14 protein-coding genes and 2 pseudogenes are annotated in these 18438 nt (G+C 55.8%); 7 read left to right on the forward strand and 9 right to left on the reverse strand.

The genetic code is table 11. The annotated features are described in order from the left end of the window. Positions 1 to 230 precede the first annotated feature (230 nt). From ACY4LX_RS21970 to ACY4LX_RS21985, 4 genes are all read left to right on the forward strand, one after another. Positions 231 to 1414, forward strand: a protein-coding gene (locus tag ACY4LX_RS21970; RefSeq protein WP_463257837.1) for an IS3 family transposase whose coding sequence is annotated in 2 segments (ribosomal slippage) — positions 231 to 495 and positions 495 to 1414 — 1185 coding nt in all. Because the reading frame shifts where the segments join, the coding sequence is not laid out codon by codon here. 63 nt (positions 1415 to 1477) lie between these two features. Beyond that, the gene (locus ACY4LX_RS21975) at positions 1478 to 1960 is read left to right on the forward strand and encodes a DUF4265 domain-containing protein (RefSeq protein ID WP_463257838.1); all 483 of its coding nucleotides are present in this window, start codon (positions 1478 to 1480) and stop codon (positions 1958 to 1960) included. Positions 1961 to 2026: 66 nt separating this feature from the next. Next, positions 2027 to 2290, forward strand: a complete 264-nt coding sequence (locus tag ACY4LX_RS21980) for a PAAR domain-containing protein (protein ID WP_463257839.1) — start codon at positions 2027 to 2029, stop codon at positions 2288 to 2290. 531 nt (positions 2291 to 2821) lie between these two features. Continuing rightward, on the forward strand, positions 2822 to 3112 hold the full coding sequence (locus ACY4LX_RS21985; RefSeq protein ID WP_401161447.1) for a hypothetical protein: 291 nt from the start codon (positions 2822 to 2824) through the stop codon (positions 3110 to 3112). Positions 3113 to 3296: 184 nt separating this feature from the next. Here ACY4LX_RS21985 and ACY4LX_RS21990 read toward each other — a convergent pair whose 3' ends face one another. The 9 genes and pseudogenes from ACY4LX_RS21990 to ACY4LX_RS22030 form a co-directional block, all read right to left on the reverse strand. Further along, a complete protein-coding gene (locus ACY4LX_RS21990) occupies positions 3297 to 4028 on the reverse strand; it encodes a WD40 repeat domain-containing protein (protein WP_463257840.1) in 732 nt (243 codons plus the stop codon). A gap of 25 nt (positions 4029 to 4053) precedes the next feature. Further along, positions 4054 to 4828 (reverse strand): annotated as a pseudogene (locus ACY4LX_RS21995) (hypothetical protein). A gap of 466 nt (positions 4829 to 5294) precedes the next feature. Beyond that, positions 5295 to 6425: a hypothetical protein gene (locus ACY4LX_RS22000; protein ID WP_463257841.1), complete on the reverse strand. Its 1131-nt coding sequence runs from the start codon at positions 6423 to 6425 to the stop codon at positions 5295 to 5297. A gap of 197 nt (positions 6426 to 6622) precedes the next feature. After that, positions 6623 to 6977, reverse strand: a pseudogene (locus tag ACY4LX_RS22005) (hypothetical protein); the annotation flags it as partial. A gap of 36 nt (positions 6978 to 7013) precedes the next feature. Continuing rightward, the gene (locus ACY4LX_RS22010; protein WP_463257842.1) at positions 7014 to 7982 is read right to left on the reverse strand and encodes a hypothetical protein; all 969 of its coding nucleotides are present in this window, start codon (positions 7980 to 7982) and stop codon (positions 7014 to 7016) included. After that, positions 7979 to 11281: a toxin VasX gene (locus tag ACY4LX_RS22015; RefSeq protein WP_463257843.1), complete on the reverse strand. Its 3303-nt coding sequence runs from the start codon at positions 11279 to 11281 to the stop codon at positions 7979 to 7981. Before ACY4LX_RS22015 ends, ACY4LX_RS22010 begins: the two co-directional genes overlap by 4 nt. Further along, complete coding sequence (locus ACY4LX_RS22020; protein WP_463257844.1) at positions 11278 to 12144, reverse strand: DUF4123 domain-containing protein; 867 nt, start codon at positions 12142 to 12144, stop codon at positions 11278 to 11280. Before ACY4LX_RS22020 ends, ACY4LX_RS22015 begins: the two co-directional genes overlap by 4 nt. Beyond that, positions 12141 to 14186 (reverse strand): type VI secretion system Vgr family protein, encoded by a 2046-nt coding sequence (locus ACY4LX_RS22025; protein WP_463257845.1) that lies wholly within the window; start codon positions 14184 to 14186, stop codon positions 12141 to 12143. The genes ACY4LX_RS22020 and ACY4LX_RS22025 overlap by 4 nt, the downstream gene beginning before the upstream one ends. A gap of 131 nt (positions 14187 to 14317) precedes the next feature. Further along, a complete protein-coding gene (locus tag ACY4LX_RS22030) occupies positions 14318 to 14833 on the reverse strand; it encodes an Hcp family type VI secretion system effector (protein WP_463257846.1) in 516 nt (171 codons plus the stop codon). 956 nt (positions 14834 to 15789) lie between these two features. Between ACY4LX_RS22030 and ACY4LX_RS22035 the strand changes: the two genes are divergently transcribed. The 3 genes from ACY4LX_RS22035 (at position 15790) to ACY4LX_RS22045 (ending at position 18416) form a co-directional block, all read left to right on the forward strand. Further along, entirely contained in the window at positions 15790 to 16062 is a 273-nt protein-coding gene (locus tag ACY4LX_RS22035) for a hypothetical protein (protein ID WP_149659853.1), read from the forward strand. A gap of 168 nt (positions 16063 to 16230) precedes the next feature. After that, complete coding sequence (locus ACY4LX_RS22040) at positions 16231 to 17367, forward strand: FAD-dependent oxidoreductase (protein ID WP_463257847.1); 1137 nt, start codon at positions 16231 to 16233, stop codon at positions 17365 to 17367. A gap of 188 nt (positions 17368 to 17555) precedes the next feature. Then, on the forward strand, positions 17556 to 18416 hold the full coding sequence (locus ACY4LX_RS22045; RefSeq protein ID WP_463257848.1) for a CAP domain-containing protein: 861 nt from the start codon (positions 17556 to 17558) through the stop codon (positions 18414 to 18416). Positions 18417 to 18438 lie beyond the last annotated feature (22 nt).

Here is an 18438-nt window from a genome sequence, read left to right on the forward strand (position 1 = left end):
ACCAGTCGGAGTCTACAAATGCTGGCGGTGTGGTCATACCTCCACAAACCCTGATGACATGCACCTTGGCCACAAGAACGTCCCTACCTCAAAAGGAGGGAACCTTGCAGACGTCAACGTGGATCTAGAGGGCGCATCGTGTAACCTTAGCGCAAGGAATAGCGGTTGTAGTGGTCTAATTTCCCCGGACACCCCGATAGGTGGAAAATGCATCTATCGAGGAGTTTTTCATGACCGACAAACGCAGAACATTCGACGACAGCTTCAAGCTGCAAGTCGTGAAGATGATCAAGGATCAGGGGTTGACCGTTCCACAGGTCTGCCGGGATTTAAATCTTGGTGAGACGGCCGTTCGACGCTGGGTGCAACAGTACGAGGCTGAGCAACTGGGACAAACCGGAATCGGTAAACCGTTGACCGCTGAACAGCAGCGCATCCGGCAGTTGGAGCAAGAGAACCGGCAGCTCAAGATGGATAACGACATCTTAAAAAAGGCTACCGCCTTCTTTGCCCGCGAGCTGAAGTAACGTATCGACTGGTTCGGCAGCTGCAACAGAAGGCGTATTCGGTGGCGTATGTCTGCCGTTTATTGAGCATCAGTCGATCCGGCTTCTACGAAGCCCAAAAACGCGCTGAAGCGCCTATTCGGCAGAGCTGTCCTGTCGTTGTGCAACTCAAGGCATCGTTTGCTGCAAGTGGTGGCTGCTACGGTAGCCGCCCGTTGCGTGATGCTTTGCGCGACAAAGGTATGGCTGTCGGTCTTTATAAAATCCGTCGTTTAATGCGTGCTAACGGTCTGCGTTCGGCCTGGAAGCGCAAGTTTGTGCACACGACCGATAGCAACCATGACTTGCCGATTGCAGAGAATATATTGAACCGTCAGTTTGACCCTACGGCGCCAAACAAGGCTTGGGTGGCTGACATAACCTACATCCGCACCCGCAGTGGCTGGTTGTACCTGGCGGTGGTATTGGACTTGTTTTCCCGCAAGATAGTGGGCTGGGCCATGGCCCCGAACATGCCGGCAGAGCTGGTGTGTAGCGCGATGCAGTTGGCCATCGCTCAGCGCCAGCCGCCACCAGGGCTGATAGCTCACTCAGACCGTGGCAGCCAATACGCGAGCGCCAGTTACAGAGCGTTGCTGGCGCGAAACAACATGCAGCAGAGCATGAGCCGTAAAGGTAACTGCTGGGACAACGCGGTGATGGAACGCTTCTTCCTGAGCTTGAAAATGGAGCGGGTATGGCGACGTGATTATGCCAACCATGGTGAAGCTATCCGCGACATAACTGAGTACATCGTTGGGTTTTACAACAACGAACGGTTGCACTCAAAACTGGGGTATCTGCCGCCGACTGCCTACGAGCGGGCGATGGCGTCGAAACCACCTATCGAGGTGTCCGGAATTAGTTGACCACCACAGGTTACGTAAAAGAAGGGATGTCGTGTGTTGAACGTGGAAGCTGTGGAGCACCTTATGGACGATAAACAATCACCTCTTCTGATTGAGGTGTATGCGGCAGACGACGACGGCCCTGTTTTTGAGGAGTTGCCTGTTCGCCGGATTGATCAGGATACATACGAATTGCTCTCCTCCCCGGGTCTCGCGCTGAATCTTGCTCGTGGAGACGTTGTATCTATCAAAAACAAAAATGCACCTGCGGAGGTTCTGAAAAGAGGCGGTAACTTTTGCATTCAGATTTACGCCGACTACATTCCTCCGGAGGATATTTCAGCACTCGAAGACGAAGTTACTCGTGAGTTGAATGGGACGTTGGATGGCGTATTTGAAGGCAATTTATCGTTAGCCGTCCCTGCAAAGAACGGGATGAATAAAATCAATGAGTTTTTCGATAGGTTTCGCGAGAAGACCGGCATTCAATGGTACTACGCGAACATCTACAAGAATCTTGACGATGATGATGACGAGACGCTTTTGAACTGGTGGTTGGATAGTTAATGGCTAACGCCACGGTGGAAGGGCTGCCGACTTGATCGCGATAGCCTCTGATTAAGGATGAACACAGTGAAAGACATCATCCGCCTTGGGGACTCCACCAGTCATGGTGGAGTGGTCCTTGAGGCCTTCTCTCAAACCGACCTCAATGGCAAACCCATTGCCGGCGTCGGTCATAAGGTTAGCTGCCCGCTGTGCAAGGGGATTTTCCCCATCGCCGAGGGCAGCAGCACCTACACGGTCGACGGAACCCCCATTGCACTGCATGGCATGAAAACCGCCTGTGGTTCCAGCCTGATTGCCAGTGGCCCCAAGGGCGCAGTGGCCGGCTGATTCCAACTCATTTGGAAATCGCTGCTCGTCCGAATTGAGTGGCCTTCCGTCGTGTTAAGCCCGTTGATATCGATCCCAGCCTCACAGAGCCAGTACGCAGCATGCGATACCGGCTCTGTAGTGGCACTGCTGTGTGCCTAGATTTTGGATCGGTACAATGACTGAACCTGCATGACACGGATGAAGGCAGCAGCTGCCACTTTGCAGCGCTGGTACAGCGGGGCGATTCAATGGTCCATGAGGCCGATACGTTGAGCACCCTCCTAGCCGAGCAAGAAGCGACTAGGGTGGCTAGGAAAAAATTCCGCTTTGTGGCAGTGGTTTCGATCGAGTCGATGTAGATGGATATTCACGTGGCTAACGGGCTATTCGTTGACAGGCTTTCATTTGGTGGCCAATCCCAACGACCTCGCTGGAAGGACTCCGTCCTGGATGTCACTGGCGGAAATCGGCCAGGAGCGGGCATTCGAAAGTTGTATATTCGCAGCCACGTTATTGTCAGAAATCGAAAGTAACCTATGGAAATAAAGCATGGATTTGGTTGAGCTCGCACCTGCGGCATACCACATAGAAGACGGCTACTGGCATCTGCTCAAAGCAGAGAATGGCGCAGTTTATATTCTCGTCGAGTGTGAAGCGTCTTTCGTGAGTTACGAATGCCTGATCAAGCTCAACGACGAGGAATTGCGTGACTACCACGGCTTGGGCTGGCTGTCCATTCAGCACCTGGCTAACCGAATCAATTACTTCGTCGGTGATTACAACGGTAGAAAAATCACCGGGCCTTTGCTTGAAGAAGCCATTCAGGCTTCGAAGCAATAGTCATCTCAAGACATTTGGTGGATGTTAGTCAGCCCGCGACTGGATGACCCCAGGTCGGAATCGGTCGGTCATGAAAATCCGCTCCCGGCCGAGGTCTTCACTCTAAGAACGACCGCCTGAACACTAGACATTGACGCCATGCATAATTATCCGACCATCATATCCACAGCTAATCCAGTGACCGTCACAGATTGGAAGAACATCGGTTGCAAAGTTGACGTGTTGCCCAATGACACCACCCTGCCGTGAAAGCAGGTCCCATCGGCTTACGAATCCATCCTCGCCGCACGTCAGCAGGACGTGCCTGGCTTCGAATCGCACACGCCGGCCCGTCGTGTACGGCAAGGAAATCCATACGCTTCAGTATTGGGTTACACGTCAGCAGGTGCACCGAACCGTGAAGGTCACCCGCAGCCAGAATGACGTCACCATCAGTATCTAGCCAGCTCGCCAGAGTCCTGAGGGGGTGGCCCAGGTCAATCACATGCATGCACTCTGACACGTCGGGCTGCCACAGCCTGACCGTCCCATCCTCGGACGCGGTGGCGAAACCGCCGTCACCCAAAGGTGCGATCCCCCAGATCCAGCAGGCGTGGGCCTGACGCCTGGCCGCGGCACCTGTCGTCAGGTCCCAGACTGTCACGTGACCGTCAGCGGCCCCGGTAACGAGGCGGCCACAGCCTAACCTTGCCGAGGACAGCACAGCCGACTCCGATGTGCCGATCACCTTTGACTGCCCGGTCGCCAGGGACCAATGCCGGATCGTACGGTCCCGCGAGTGCGAAACAAGCTCACCAGGCGCAGATTGCACCAGACCCAGAATGGATTGTGTATGGCCTTCAAGCTGCCCTGAACACTTGCCCTCGCGATCCCAAAGCCGGATGGTTGCGTCACGCCCGGCGCTTGCAAAGCCCATGTCGGAGAAAACGGGACGGATTTATTTACGAGTCAGTGCTCATGGGGACATTAACCTTGGCTTTGATAAAAGGTACACCTGGAGATAAATAAGGCTTGATGAATTCTGGAATGTTTATTTTTGTTTGCGTTTGCAAAATATATTTTGACTCCAGTTTACAATGCCGTTGTCGTACATGGTGTACTTTAAATCTACTACTTCTCTATTGGTCGCAATGACCAGTTGCGTGAAGTCCTTCCATTCGTATGTCAGATGATGGTATTGAGTCTGCATTTTTTTGTAGCTCTTGGAATTCGCCATCGAAAGATACATTAAACCCACATTTCCTGGACCTATCAGCGCACCGATAAGAAAGGCCGGATCAATGGTCGCCAAGCAGATAAAAACAATCGCGGTAATTCCGGGAAACCATTTTAAAAACGCCAATGCCCACTTAGGAAAGTCCTTCCAGTCACAGCACTCAACTCCAGATCGAGTGAAACGATAAGCGAAATTAATTCGTTGGTGGGTCATGCAGGCGGTTACAAATAACATGAGCATATAAAAAATACACAAGACAATATTCGCCAGGGTTGACTCATTCCCTCATACACCGAGCACATGATAAGTGAGGTACCAAGTACGAATAAAGCCATAAACGCAAAAGTGCAGTTGGCCACAAAAGTATTGTAATTTCGTGCGCGAATGGCCCATCCCAATAGTTCTGGTTCATCACCATACTTCCATTGTGGCTGTGGCTGTGGCTGTGGCTGTGGCTGTGGCTGTGGCGGCAAGTCAAGTACCTTGTTGAAGTTGAACATCGTAGGGCTCATTGATTCATTCCGTTAGAGACCGCTAGTTTCAAAAGCTGGGTGTTTTTTTGACTCAGCACAATGTCGTCCTTTAGCTCAGCGCTAAAGGCATCGTTGGCGCGGTCGGCTTCACTCGGAGCCCATTCGAGAGCCAATCGAAACATGTAACCACGATTATCTTTGCGCTGAAGCACGCCGGGTGGATACTTGACCTGCAAATCAAGGACGAGACTGTCTGTCGAGGTGTCGATCCAGACTTGCCATAAACGATATTGGTCTTTGTCGGTGTAAGTGTAATCAGCCGGGCTAGTAAGAAAATAGATCTGTCCCCTTTTTCGCCTTTTTCGCTGCAGTTAAAAACTGCAGGGAGAGTTGGCTTTTGCCTTGAATGGAGACCGGCTAATGGGGTTCCCATTCACCTTGTTTTAATACAAGTAGATTAGCTCTGAAAAAGCACCTTTGTTTGTGTAAAACATCACGCCTTTTTCTTTCCGCCGTTTTCTGCCTGATAAACCTCTGCAAAAATTTCAGTGATTGAGCGCAGGGGTTTTTGCTTTTTTAGTTCTTTGACCCGTTTACTCAGTCTTACCAATACTTCACTTGGCTTTGTCCATTGCTCTTCAGGTAGTGGCTCGGACCAATCACGCATAGCTTGCGGCAGTGCCTTTCGTCCGACTTTCGCTATTCGGCGAATCTCCCATTCGACGATTCGATTGGGTAACGTCCAGAACGTCATGATGTGGTAAACGTACCAAAAGAATGCATAGACCCAACCAACTTCCTTTTCGTGAATCCTGCGGTGCAGACGTGTTCGCGCATTTCGGAACGTGTGCATCCCCTCATGTGGCGGATCGTTGGGACCTTGCAGGTCCATGGGGTCTTGAATGTTTTTGAGGTCATGGACTTCGTACTCCATGTAGGCACGTACAGCTTCCCAATGGGCAATCGCAGGCGGCAGGCCTCCACAAACGAATTCGACGCTGACCAATTGCCCCTCATGGTGGAATCCCATACCCATGCCGTACTGTCGTCGTATGCCGTATTGAGTCGCACCTTGTGCCTGGTCGACCCAAGCGGAGAGCGATTCCCAAGGCACGAAAACTGGAGTTTCTGCGCCAGTGGGCATAAAGCAGACTTCACGGCGCTGACGGTTGAAGCGTGTGGGGATGACATTTGTGTACTTTTTATGATTGTAAAACCACACCGCTAATCCAACAGTAAGTCCACCTATGTACATACAAATGGCTGGTTCCCGAGTAGCGATAAAAAGGTCTGCACTGAACTCCAGAACTTCAGCCAATCCAAAGCCGCTGGCAGCGACGATTAGTCCGACAATCAGCGGAATGCCTAATATCATTAAAAGCGCGGCGGTAAAAGGACCTCCCAGTGTCATCTGCCATGAAAAAACTTGGGGTTTACCGCCGCCGAAATCCAGATACGTATCGTTGAGATCGCTTACATATGGGCTGTGTGGCGATGCGTCGGTGGGCAGCGGCAACGGTGCCAAATACATCGTATTGCCAGAGGGAAACCACTCTATGTCTCCCGCGCGGTGCAATTTGGTTGCCGATGGATCGATCGGGTCGATATCAAGGGTCTTAGACATGCGAAGCAAGTTCCAGCATCAGGGGCTCTACCTGGAGCAGAGGCGCGTGAGGGGGAGGTGGGACTCGATCAACTGAAGGGAAGGCGCCAATTCCTCTTGGATCAAGACGGATATAGTGTGTTCTCTGTTGAGGCTGTCCGCTGGAACTGGTGCTTTGAACAGCCACGAAGAAAATAAATCTGTCCCGTTTGCCTTCGTCGTGGTACGCACACTTCTCGGCATTGCCGATTGAAGCGTACGGGCAACGGGACCTCGCGGAATAAACCCTGGATTACAAACAAGATAGGGATGCCTGTAATACAAGCCCCCAATATCAACGCATCAGGATCATTAGAGGCATAAGCCAGTCCCAAAAACAGCATTACCGTCGGCCACAGTACCATCACCGCCGAACCGATGCTGTAATTACCGATGTCGAGAAACACCTCGTTTTTGCGCCAGATGGGTTAAGCACGTCACAGGTTTTTTTACCTGTAGAATGGGTAACGGCGCCAGGTAATCGTTGGGCGAAAATAATCGTTTTTTTGTGGCGCCTGCCGGTGGCATGCTCATGCATTGTCCTTGTGTTATAAGTCCGGCTACTCACCATCAAGATAATTCTTGAGCCGTCTGCGCGGCTAATTCGGCTTCACGCTTGGCGATGGCCTCTTCCAGTTCTGGGGATCGCTTTGCCCATTGCTCGGGTGGCAGTGGTTTTGACCATTCGATGATGTCGGGGTAGAGCAGTTCAGGTGGTGGCGATAACTTCCATACTTGCAACATCATTGCGAGTGGCCCTCCCAAAAATATGGCGCCGATAATCAGCCACGACGCTTTGCCAATTTCCAGGGCACGCATGTGCTGGATGATGCCACCCACGTACTCACAACAAATGCCCCAAAATATATTTCTGCCGCGTAACTTTTCTCGGCCCCTTTCAAAGTCATTTGTGATCGGCAACGCTTCGGGCCCTATCTCCATGTAACTGCGCATGCATTCCCACAACGCCATGGCCGTGGTGCCGCCGCCACAGTTGAAACCGAATGAAAAATGTTTGTTGTCTTCTTTGGCCTGCGGGTCTGGGTTTTCAAAGCCGATGATCAACAAGCCCATGGTGGCTTTACCGGCTTGGCTCACCGAAGACTGTTGCGTCGCTACCGCCGTAACGCTTTCCCAGGGCACTAACCAATATTCGCCATTCTCTCGTGGTACGCACACTTCTCGGCGTTGCCGATTGAAGCGCACGGGCAATGGGACATCGCGGAACAGGCTCCGGATCACAAACGAGATTGGGAGAGCCATAATAATTAAGCCCAATATCAAAACATCTTGAGTGAAGTCTGAGTTAAGGTTTCGAGTGAAGAAAGACATTGCTAAAAACGTCATTACCCCGGGCCATATGACCATCACCGCCGAGCCCACGCTGTAATTGCCGATGTCAAGAAACACCTCGTTCTTGCGCCAGATGGTGTTAAGCACATCGCAGGGTTTTTCCCCAGTGGAGACGGGCAAGGGCGCCAAATAATCATTGCGCGAAAACAACCGTTTTTTTGTGGTGCCTGCCGGTGGCGCGTTCATTTCTGTTCCTTAGGTTGCAGATAAATCGACCCGGGTTGGTATTCTCCGAGTGGGTAGCTTGGCACACGATCCAGTTCAGGTGTCGGATCGTCCCGTAGGGAAATCACTCCGGCGTTATTGCTCAGGGTAAAGGCCACCCCACGTGCTCCACCGACAAAACTATCGCCGCTCAGCATCGCGATCAATGGCGAGCGATATCGCAACCGCAGGGAAAGCGTGCTCGGCGGCGTGCTGAAGACGTTCGATAGGGGCTTGATGGGACCACTCAGACGCAAGCCCTGACCTTCCTGGAACGGAATCCACGTGCAGGTACTGGTGTCCAGCCAGTAAGGTGTCAGATCGCGCCATGGGCGCGGTGGTTTGTAGGCGGAGTACGGGCTGTTTTTGATCAGGTCGCGAGACGCCTGAGTGTCGACCGGATCGCCGGCCATGCTCAGCTCAAGGTAGGCACTGCCAGGTTCGGCGCCGGGCAAGTCGATGGTCAGAGTGTCGATTGAGCTTGCGTAGGCTATCCCGGAGTAACCATCTGACCTAACGCTCACAGAGCTACTTTCCATGCTGACCCGGGGTGTGTACAGGATGCCGTACAGCAGATTGAGTTCGTCTTGCTGGGCCTTGGCCGCGATAGGGTCAAGGTTGCCCGCCCGCGCTTTTGACCAGCAACAGAAGTTGAGGAAGTTTTGCATTGGTGTCTGCTGAAAAAACCAGGTGATCAGGTACAGCACACCCAATATCGCAATGACCCAGTTCAGTGGGCCCATGCGTAACGAATAACGCATGATGGCGGCCTCGACCTCCAATAATTCCGCCAGGGCTCTCGCCGTTTGACTGAATCCTAATATAGCTTGGGCGCCATAAGCAGTTACTTGACCAGTGACTACAATCTGCCGCATTTCCAGCCATGGGTCGGCACGAGTTTGGGCGTTCTCCAGCTGTTTTTTTAGTGATTTGAACTCTGCAAGCGCTGCACCGGTGGATAGGGCGCCAATCACCCCACCGAACAAGGTAAGGGTAGGTGCGTTTCCAACCCATCCGTCAGGCATTTTGAGTGTTAAGGCCTTTATTCCAAGCCCCTTCCGCACCTGACTATCTACCACCGCTACCAACGCAGCAGCGGCATACAACGAAGCGGAAGCGGTATCGTTAACACGCTGATTATCCATCCCCTCCACAGCCCCAGCCTGGTTCAAATAGTTACTCGCGTTGAACGTATTCAGCAGCAACGCCGCGAGAGGTACAACGCCACCGCTATTGGTAACAGCGGAGGAGTTCACGATGCCTGCCACACGGCCGGCGCCAATAGCTTTTCCCGTACTGTTCGCCCATTGGCTTATCCTTTCAGCTTTTTGCCCCAGCAACTTCCATACCTGTCGGCCACCTTCTGTCACTGCCTGTAAACGGGTGTCGCTGCCCAGGCGAGCAGCGACCAAGATGCCGAGCCAAGCGCTGCTAAAAGTTTTCGCACCTTTTAGTAGCAGTAACGAAGCCGCCGTACGGTTGACCAGCACACTCCATAGGCTTTTGGCGTCTCGGGCCATGGCTGCGATGTCATCCATTATCGGGACAGTCAGTGGCGCAAGTGCCAGATGGGTCGCGGCGATGTTCTCGGACGCGAGTGCTGCCATTAGCTCGCCCAGACGCGTTGTGTTGTTGATTGCCGCGTCGAGCGAGGGCGCCCAAGCGCGGAACAGCTGGGTCAGTGCTCCGCCATCGGCCGCTCGCACATAGTCGGCGTATTGCTCGGCGCCCAGCGCACGAATGCATTGGGCAGTGAGGCAACCGGTGGCCATTTCGCTCAACCAGCTCCGAGTATCTAGGTCGTTGTAGTCGACAAACCAGGTGCCATTGTCTGAACGCTTGAGGTACGTACCTCGATCTGCATACAGCGCTTTGTGGCGCTGTTCGATCTGCTGGAAATGCTTAGGTGCGGTCGTATCGAGCCAAGTGTTCATCGCCTCTAGATCGATGTATTTACTAACCTTGGCACTGAGGAAGTCGTCGTCAAAGTTAGCCTGCTTTTCGGCACGGTATTCGCGCACGACGTATTCCGCCTCGTTGTACAAGTCTGCGGGAATAAAGGCTCGCACGGGCGCCACGATAGTGGCAATACGAGCATCTCGAGCGGCGGCTTCCGTCTTGCTAGGCTGACCACCGTACTGGCGGGCCTTGGTTTCGGCCTTGAGTTCATCATCCAGCTGATGCTGTGCATTGAGCATCACCTTACCCTGATCGGGCGTGAGGGTGATGTCGCGATCTTTGTAGCGATAGTTGAGGGTGCCAGCCAACTCGGCCCCGTCTTCGCTGATCAGACTACGTACAAAACCACCGATGCTAAGGCGTAGGTTGTTATCGCCGACCCATTTTTCATGACGCGTTTCGACCCATTCTTGCTCATGGTTGATGTCACGCAGCACACCCAGATCATCGTCGAGCGCAGCGAACACCGCATAAAGCGGAGCCGACTGGCTCTTGGCTTTATCGAGCCATGCCTGGGTGGGGTCAATCTCCCAAGGGCTGGCGCTCCAAATTCCGGGTTCGACCACCGGCTCTCCCTGCGGTTGTGCGCTAGCTGCCTGTTCACGTTCGCTCAGTGATTGCGAGCTGGCGGAGTAGGCTTTGATGTTGTCCCGTGTGGGGGCGTCGCGGGCCGCTTTGTTTTGTTCTTTCAGGCCTTTATGGTAGGTCTCACCATTATGCTGATAATCATGTGCCAAGGCTTTATCACGAACTTCTGGCATGAGTTCAGCCACCAGCGCCGGGGCTTTTTCGAGTGGCGGGCAGTGTTTGGCCGACAGGGTTTTGGCGATCTCGGTGAGGCCGATCTGGCGCATGCGCTTGCGTCGTTCGCCGTTTTTCTTCAGGCGTTCGCAGGCGTCTTCGCTCAACGGGATTTCGCTGTAAAGCATCCAGGCATCGGTGCTTTTGTTCAGGGCAATACCAGCCTTTTCTCCAGTCGTGATGGCGGCGTGGGGTTGCGTCAGTGGTTGTTCGAGCATCAGGCCATCCGCCGCCACGGCAAAACGTTTGAGCGGCCCTTCGGCGTGCCACAGATACACGTAACCCGCCCGCAGGCGGCGCAGTGCCATCGGATGGCTTTCGGTCGGACTGGAAGGCTGGAAGTCCGGGTGTTCGGCGGCCTGTTCGGCCATGGCGTAACGACTGGGAACGACGAAGACTTCCGGTTGACGGGCTGGACAGGTAGTCGCTGGACTCGATAGGTCTTCGGTACCGAATTGACATTGTGCGGCCTGATCGGCGGCGGCCAGATTACGGTTTTTATCGAGTGGTTGGGCGGTCATGAAAAGGACTCCTTGTCAGTCAGCAGCCAATGGCGATGCAGTTCTACCAACAAGGCATCCAGGCGTTGTGCGGCGTTAAGTGTTGGCTGTTGGATAATTTCGATGTAGGCCTGATGGTCGGGCGCTATTGGAAAAGTCGTTCCGTGTTCGGCTACCAGGGCTGACCAGCGTGCCACTTCGTTGGGCGCCGAGTATCCGTACTGCGCGGCGCCTTCGCGGCACTGCACCGCCCATTCCTGCTGTTCGGCGGTCGAGCGCTGGCTCAGGCAATCAGGGAAGTAGAGGCGAACGTGCTCCAGCAGTTGCCGGTCGAACATCTCCAGTTTGCCTTGGTTGAGCTGTTGCAACTGCTGCTCATCCAGAGATAGCCAGGGACGTTCGGCATATGGCTGGGCGTTTTTTCGATCGTGCTCGCGAACGATCCATTGTTCTTCCTGATCTTCGCGCGGGGGGAGGCGCACGCGGCTGATGGGGCCCATCAGGTGATCTTTTTCGGCCGAACTCTGGGCCGGAAGCCAGTGACGCATGATGCGTGGATCGTAGTAACGAAACAGCATTGAAGCATCACCGGTCACCCGCACGTGGATCAGGCTGCGGAGATGCTCTGCCAATAACTGCATGGGAGCATCGCTTTCGATGACGAGGCCGGCATTGTGTTGCCAATGTTCCATGAACGCTTGTTCAAGCCCACTATTGGCACGCAAGACGACCAGTGCAGGGCCGACATCAAACACCGCTTGATAGGGCGTTGTATGGTAGAGCCATTCGACCACCGGGTTGTCATCCAGGCTGTACAAACGGACTGGTAGGTTTTCGATCTGTGCTCCATCCAGCAGCAGATAACGCAAGATGCCAGTGATCATTTCATCGCTTCCAGTTTTTGGCATATCTCGCAGACAGGCTGAGCCGTTGTGGCGGCTCGTTGCAGGGTCTGACGCATGGCGGGAACGAGCAAATCACCTGCCTTATCCGCATCCGCCTGCTTCAACGGCCCCGGCAACAACGGTGCTGCCCCCGTCCCATTCCCCGGACTCCCCCCCGAGTTCATGTTGATCACCGGCCCGCTCAACGTCACGCCGCCAGCGTCAATTTTGATGAAGCTGCCCCCGCCAATCAGGGTCAACTCGCTGCCGGCTTCGAGCACGACTTTCATGCCGCTGCTCAAATGAATCTCCTGCCCTGCCTCAATAAACTGCCCAGTCCCAATCTTGACGTGCTGGTTAACCCCCACCGTCAGATGATCATTCGCCTGCGTCTCCACCTTCCGGTCTGCATAAACCGTGTGGTGTTCTTCAGCCTTGAACTCCGTATAGCTGTTCTTCTCAACCGTATCGTGGCGTTCATTGCCGACGCGGATCTTCTGGTCGTGCTCGACGTTTTCATCCCAGTCGCGCTGGGCGTGGAGGAAGATTTGTTCCTGGCCTTTTTTGTCTTCGATGCGCAGTTCGTTGTAGCCGCCGCCACCGGGGGAGCTGAGGGTTTTGAAGGTGGTGCGGGTTTTGTTGGCCGGTAGCTCGTACGGGACGATGTTTTCCTTGTGGTACAGGCAGCCGCTGATCAGGGGTTGGTCGGGGTCGCCTTCAAGGAAGGTCACGAGCACTTCCATGCCGATGCGCGGGATGGCGATGCCGCCGTAGTGGGCGCCGGCCCAGGCGGAGGAGACGCGTAGCCAGCAGCTGGTTCTGTCGTCGGCCTGGCCTTCGCGATCCCAGTGGAATTGCACTTTGACGCGGCCGTATGGGTCGCAGTGGATTTCTTCACCTTTGGGGCCGGTGACCACGGCGCTCTGGCTGCCGAGGATTCGCGGTTTTGGGTGGTTCAGCGGTGGACGGTTCGGCACGTCCCACGGGGTGGCCTGGAAGCGGTTGCGATAGCCTTGATGGAAGTCATCCTTCAGTGCCGTGGTGTGGCTGGTGACCGACTCTTCCAGCACTTGCGGCTGTTTGCCTTCGTGGAGGACTTCGGTGAGCAGCCACAGGTCGTTCCATTTGGCTTTCGGGTGTTGGGTCAGGGCCAGGAAGTGGCCGCTGACCAGCAGCGGTTGATCGCTGCGGCCTTCGGCGAGCTGGAAGTCGCTGCGGTGGCGTTCGAGGGCGCGTTTGGCCAGGTGCTTGCCGCGTTCGCGGTCGATGAAGCGACCGGGGTAGTCGTAGTCTTCGAGGTCGGGCAGGGCATCACCACGGTTTTCGCTTTCGAGGGTCAGGCGTGGTTTTTCGAAGTCGTAGTCGCGGCGGGTGGTGCGGCTGGTGCGGGTTTCCAGGCGCAGGTCGAAGCGCTTGATCACCGGGTCGGTGGCGACCATGCCGGAGTCTTGCTGGTAGGCCACAGGCGCGAGTTTCGGGAACACCGTCTGGTCATCGCCGAACACCAGTTTGTGGGCCGTGGCGCTGTGCTGGAAGTGGTAGTGGATACCTTCTTCCTCGCACAGGCGCTGGATGAAGTGCAGGTCCGATTCATCGTACTGAACGCAGTAAATACGCTCGGGATAGATCGACCCGACTTTGAATTCGTAGGCGTTGCTTTGGATACCGTGCTCTTCGAGGACCATGCCGACGATTTTCGGCACGCTGAGGTTCTGGAAGATGCGCTGGTTGATGCGGTGCGCCAGGTAGGACAGTTGCGGGCGCAGGGTCACCGCGTAGCGGGTCAGGCGTTTGCCGGAATCACCCTGGGCGGCGCGATAGATCTGGCCATGGATGCCGCTGCCATCGGGCGAGAGCTGCAAAAAGGCCGGTTTGTGCAGCAGCGTTTCGAGGTCCAGGGACGGCTGTTCACTGACCAGCTCCACCTCAAACACAAAGGGCTGGCTGATGGCTTCCCGGCCTTGCAGGGCAAGGACCTGCAGGTCGTTGGAAAGGCCTTCGATAGTCAGGGCAAAGTGAGTCTGATTGGCCGGCGCGAACATCCCTTGTTCCTCGTGCTGTGCTGCGGCGTAAACCAATACCCGATCAAAGGATCAGCAGACGCGAAATTCTGGAAAGGCGTAAACAACATCGACCAGCAGAGCTGGCCGATGCGTAAAGCGGTCAGCCGCGATTAAGCGACTGGTTGACGCCAGTCATCGGAACCCGAAGTACCGGATACTTCGTGGGTCCAGGTGATTTTACGGTAGGTGAACTGCACTTCTTCCAGGTGCGTGAAGTGGGCGTTCGACGGATCCTGGCAGTTGTGCATTTTGTTGTTGATGGCGACGATGATCGCGTCTTCCAGTTTGGTGGTGTAGTAGTGCTCTTGGGTCCCTTGGGCCGAAGTGCGGTACCACTGGATAACGATTTCGCTCATGCGCTCGCCGGAAGTCAGTGCGGCTTGCAGCAGTGGCGAAGCTTTGTCGTAGACCTTGGTGATCACAACTGGTTTGTGAACGCGCTGACCGGTTGGTTGGCCGGACTGTGGGTCACGCGGGATGATCACGTCGTGGCTGAACGCCTGAACCATGACCTGGTCTTCGTGACCTTCCTGGTAGGTGTTGCCAACGGAGTCAGCGGTGAATGCGCCAGCAGTGATCAGGCCTTGTTTTTCGCCAGTGACGGACATGTAGGCAGGTGTTGCCATGGGATGCTCTCCTTGCTTGATAAATAGAGGTGCCCGGAGGCGAAATCGCCCGGTGGGTGCCTAACTGTTATCAAGGTCCGTGCCAGAAAAGGTGAGGGCTATATAAACCGGGGGGATGATCGAGGTTTTTCAAGCGCTTGGGTGAGTTTGGAGGGAAATCACCTCATAAAGTGCGCAAGAAGTTGCGCAGTACTGCGCAACTTCTTGCGCACTCGGCTACAGGCCACGGCGGGGTTGGCGCTTAGCGATATTGGAAGGCGTTTTCGCAAAATAAGTGCGCAACTTCTTGCGCATCAAGGCCATGCGCCATCATTCAGGGACTGGCGCCGATTTGCTCGACGAATTGCGCGAAGTCGGTAGCTGTTTTTACCGAGTAAGAGCGCAACTTTTTGCGCACAATGGCATTGCGATACCCAGTGCGCCTCCCGAAAAGTGCCAGCAGTTGTAAGCAGATGGTCGCCGATATTCGTTTCTTGCCGAAAATTTAACCACGCTCTAAAAAGAAGGGCTGACCGTCCACTTTTGGCCGTTTTCTGCCTGCCACAACGAGCCGCAAACACCCCGAAGCAGCCGGCCGTTCTAGAAAAGGCGGCAATCATAAGCAGACGTTCAAGCCAAGCTGAAAATACCCGCTTCTCCAGTCTGTAGGTCGTACGCAACTAATGCCTCTTGAAAGGCGTCAGCACCGCAAACAATTTCACCGTCACTGTTCCAGATGGCAGACCGACCCGCTGCTACATAGTTGTCGGCGGCGCCTATACAGTTTGGCTTGCAACCAAGTGGATGACATCAATGTGTCTGGCGATGTTTTTTTCAACTTCGCCCGGTACAGCGAGGATTTGCGCAGCGATTAGCTTCATTTCCCGTCTCGCGTCCATGTGTTGGGTTAGCTTCTAGAATGACTGAACCGGTGCTCAGCCTCCACGCGGCCCAAAACATCACCTCAAAGGGAAGTCATGCCTGAATTTCTCGTAGCCCTCCTGAACGCGTTATCCCTCATGGATACCTCAGCGCCAAAGGAAGGCCAATCCACATGGACCCAACGCCATCGAAAACTGATCAACGTGCTTTTCATCCTGTGCATGCTCCCCTTCTGCGTAGTAGGTTTGGTGTTTTTGATCCAATGGCTGAGCAACCTGGGGCCGGTGGCGCAGAAAGTGGCGATGGGCGTGGGCGCGATCCAGTTGATTGGCTTATTGGCATTACTGGGTCGCCGAAGAAAAGCTTAGCCGCTCGGGTTTCCCAACCCTCAAAACCATGGTCAGTTAGCTACAGGGAATGACTCCCCAACAACCCAGCCGCTGGGTCAATCGGTGATGTGGATTGACGCGCACTACAACCCCAGCACCTGCCTGTGGTAGATAGTCACCGCAGACTTCAATCACACAGGTTTTCGGATGAACACTCCAATCGCGATCATCGGTGCAGGGCTGGGTGGCTTGGCCCTCGCGCGGGTTCTGCATGTGCACGGGATCGCGGCGGCGATCTACGAGGCGGAGCCTTCGGCAGACGCCCGCGCCCAAGGCGGGCTGCTCGATATTCACGAATACAACGGGCAGCTCGCACTGAAGGCGGCGGGTCTGTTCGAACAGTTTCTGGGCATCATTATTGAAGGCGCTGACGCCAAGCGGATTTGCGACAAGCACGGCAATGTTCTGCTGGACTGGCCGAGCCCGGACAACGGTGGTCGGCCTGAGGTGGAGCGCGGCGAGCTGCGCAGGATTCTGCTTGAGTCGCTGCCGGCCGAGACGATTCGCTGGGGACACAAGCTCACTACGGTGGCCGCGCTCGGCGGTGGTCGGCATGGGCTGACCTTCGCCAACGGCTCGACCGTGACCACTGAGCTGCTGGTGGGTGCCGACGGCGCCTGGTCAAGGGTTCGTCCCCTGCTGACCGACGTGAAACCGGCCTACGCCGGCCTGTCCTTTGTCGAGACTTTCCTGTTCGACGCCAACCGTCGCCATTCAGCCAGCGCCGAGGTGATTGGTGACGGCACGCTGATGGCGGTGGTGCCGAACCAGGGCATCCTGGCCCACCGTCATTCGAACGGTACCTTGCAAACCTACGTGGCGTTGAACAGGCCGGAAGACTGGTTTGCCCGCCTCGACCTCTCCGGTCCCGACGCAGCCATGGCCCTGCTCGCCGAGGAATTCGATGGCTGGGCGCCGGCGCTGACCGCGCTCATCACCGATTCCGATACGCCCCCCGTGCTGCGCCCGATCCATGCACTGCCGGTCGGCCATCAATGGGAGCGCGTACCCGGCGTGACCCTGCTTGGCGATGCTGCTCACTTGATGTCGCCGTTTGCTGGCGAAGGCGCCAACCTTGCCTTGTACGACGGCGCGTTGCTCGCAGAAGCGATTGTCGCCAACCCAGGAAACGTCGAAGCCGCGCTGCTGGCCTATGAACAGGAACTGTTCCCTCGCAGCGCAGAGACGGCGGCGGAAACGGACAAGAACCTGAAGTTATTTTTCAACGAGACCGCGCCACAGGGCCTGGTTGATTTGTTCACTCAATACTTACCGCGCCAATGATTGTTTTCACCCTGTAGCGGCTGGCGAAGCCTGCGTCCGGCTGCGAAGCCGTCGTGAAACACGCAATGGCCATCATGAACCAGATTTAAAAACCGCAGTCTTAGACCTGCCCTGAAATGCGCTCGCCCACCCGCTAGGCCAGCGCAGCCTCAGCCCCATGGTCGTCTTTCATCCGAGCCGTTCGCCCCATGCGCCAAGCCCTCGTGTCCTTTCGCGTTGTTTCGCTCTGCCTCGCTCCTTTGTTTTCCCTGTTTGCCACGCCTGCCCACGCCAGTGAGGAACGGCAACTGGTGTCGGACATCAACGACTACCGTGCCCACCCCCGCCGCTGCTCCGTGCGCCCGACCCAGGCGTTGACGCCGTTGGCGCTGAAGTCGAACCTGGCGTTGCCCATCGGTTATGGCGGCGCGTTGCGTGAGGGGTTGAAGCAGAACGGCTATCAAGCGGTGACAGTGCGCACTATTCGCCTGGTCGGCGCACGAGATGCCGAGGACGCTTTCGACATGTTGCAGAGCAACTACTGCGGGGCGCTGCTCGATGCGCAGTACGCCGACATCGGCATCAGCCGCGCCCGTAGCGAATGGCAAGTGGTGCTCGCGCGGCCGTTGCTCGACAGCCGTATAGGCGACAGTCGAGCGGCGAGCAAGACGCTGCTGGCCGAGGTCAACGCCGCCCGGGCACGGCCGCGCCTGTGCGGTCGCCAGCGTTTCGCCGCCGCCCGGCCGCTGAGTTGGAACGCCGCGTTGGGCGCCGCCGCGCAAGGCCACAGCAAGGCCATGGCCTACGGCAATTATTTCGCGCACCAGGACCCCGACGGTGAAATGCCGGCGGACCGGGCCAGGGCGGCGGGCTATCGTGGCCGGCAGATCGGCGAAAACATCGCCGCCGGTCAGGGTTCGCCGAGCAAGGCGATGGCCGGTTGGCTGGCCAGTCCCGGGCACTGCGCCAATCTAATGAACCCGATGTTCACCCAGGTCGGCGCCGCGTTTGCCACGGATGCGCGCAGCGATGAAGGCGTGTACTGGACGATGCTGTTCGGGGCGAAGTGAGTCGCGAAGCGTCTACAGAACC

The organism is Pseudomonas sp. Emmai (genome assembly GCF_055179735.1).

What these genes read in the sequence shown, in the direction of transcription:
- ACY4LX_RS21975 (WP_463257838.1), top strand. Translation starts at nt 1,478, where the DNA reads ATGGACGATAAACAATCACCTCTTCTGATTGAGGTGTATGCGGCAGAC.
- ACY4LX_RS21985 (WP_401161447.1), top strand. Translation starts at nt 2,822, where the DNA reads ATGGATTTGGTTGAGCTCGCACCTGCGGCATACCACATAGAAGACGGC.
- ACY4LX_RS21990 (WP_463257840.1), bottom strand. Translation starts at nt 4,028, where the DNA reads ATGGGCTTTGCAAGCGCCGGGCGTGACGCAACCATCCGGCTTTGGGAT.
- ACY4LX_RS22000 (WP_463257841.1), bottom strand. Translation starts at nt 6,425, where the DNA reads ATGTCTAAGACCCTTGATATCGACCCGATCGATCCATCGGCAACCAAA.
- ACY4LX_RS22010 (WP_463257842.1), bottom strand. Translation starts at nt 7,982, where the DNA reads ATGAACGCGCCACCGGCAGGCACCACAAAAAAACGGTTGTTTTCGCGC.
- ACY4LX_RS22015 (WP_463257843.1), bottom strand. Translation starts at nt 11,281, where the DNA reads ATGACCGCCCAACCACTCGATAAAAACCGTAATCTGGCCGCCGCCGAT.
- ACY4LX_RS22020 (WP_463257844.1), bottom strand. Translation starts at nt 12,144, where the DNA reads ATGATCACTGGCATCTTGCGTTATCTGCTGCTGGATGGAGCACAGATC.
- ACY4LX_RS22025 (WP_463257845.1), bottom strand. Translation starts at nt 14,186, where the DNA reads ATGTTCGCGCCGGCCAATCAGACTCACTTTGCCCTGACTATCGAAGGC.
- ACY4LX_RS22030 (WP_463257846.1), bottom strand. Translation starts at nt 14,833, where the DNA reads ATGGCAACACCTGCCTACATGTCCGTCACTGGCGAAAAACAAGGCCTG.
- ACY4LX_RS22035 (WP_149659853.1), top strand. Translation starts at nt 15,790, where the DNA reads ATGCCTGAATTTCTCGTAGCCCTCCTGAACGCGTTATCCCTCATGGAT.
- ACY4LX_RS22040 (WP_463257847.1), top strand. Translation starts at nt 16,231, where the DNA reads ATGAACACTCCAATCGCGATCATCGGTGCAGGGCTGGGTGGCTTGGCC.
- ACY4LX_RS22045 (WP_463257848.1), top strand. Translation starts at nt 17,556, where the DNA reads ATGCGCCAAGCCCTCGTGTCCTTTCGCGTTGTTTCGCTCTGCCTCGCT.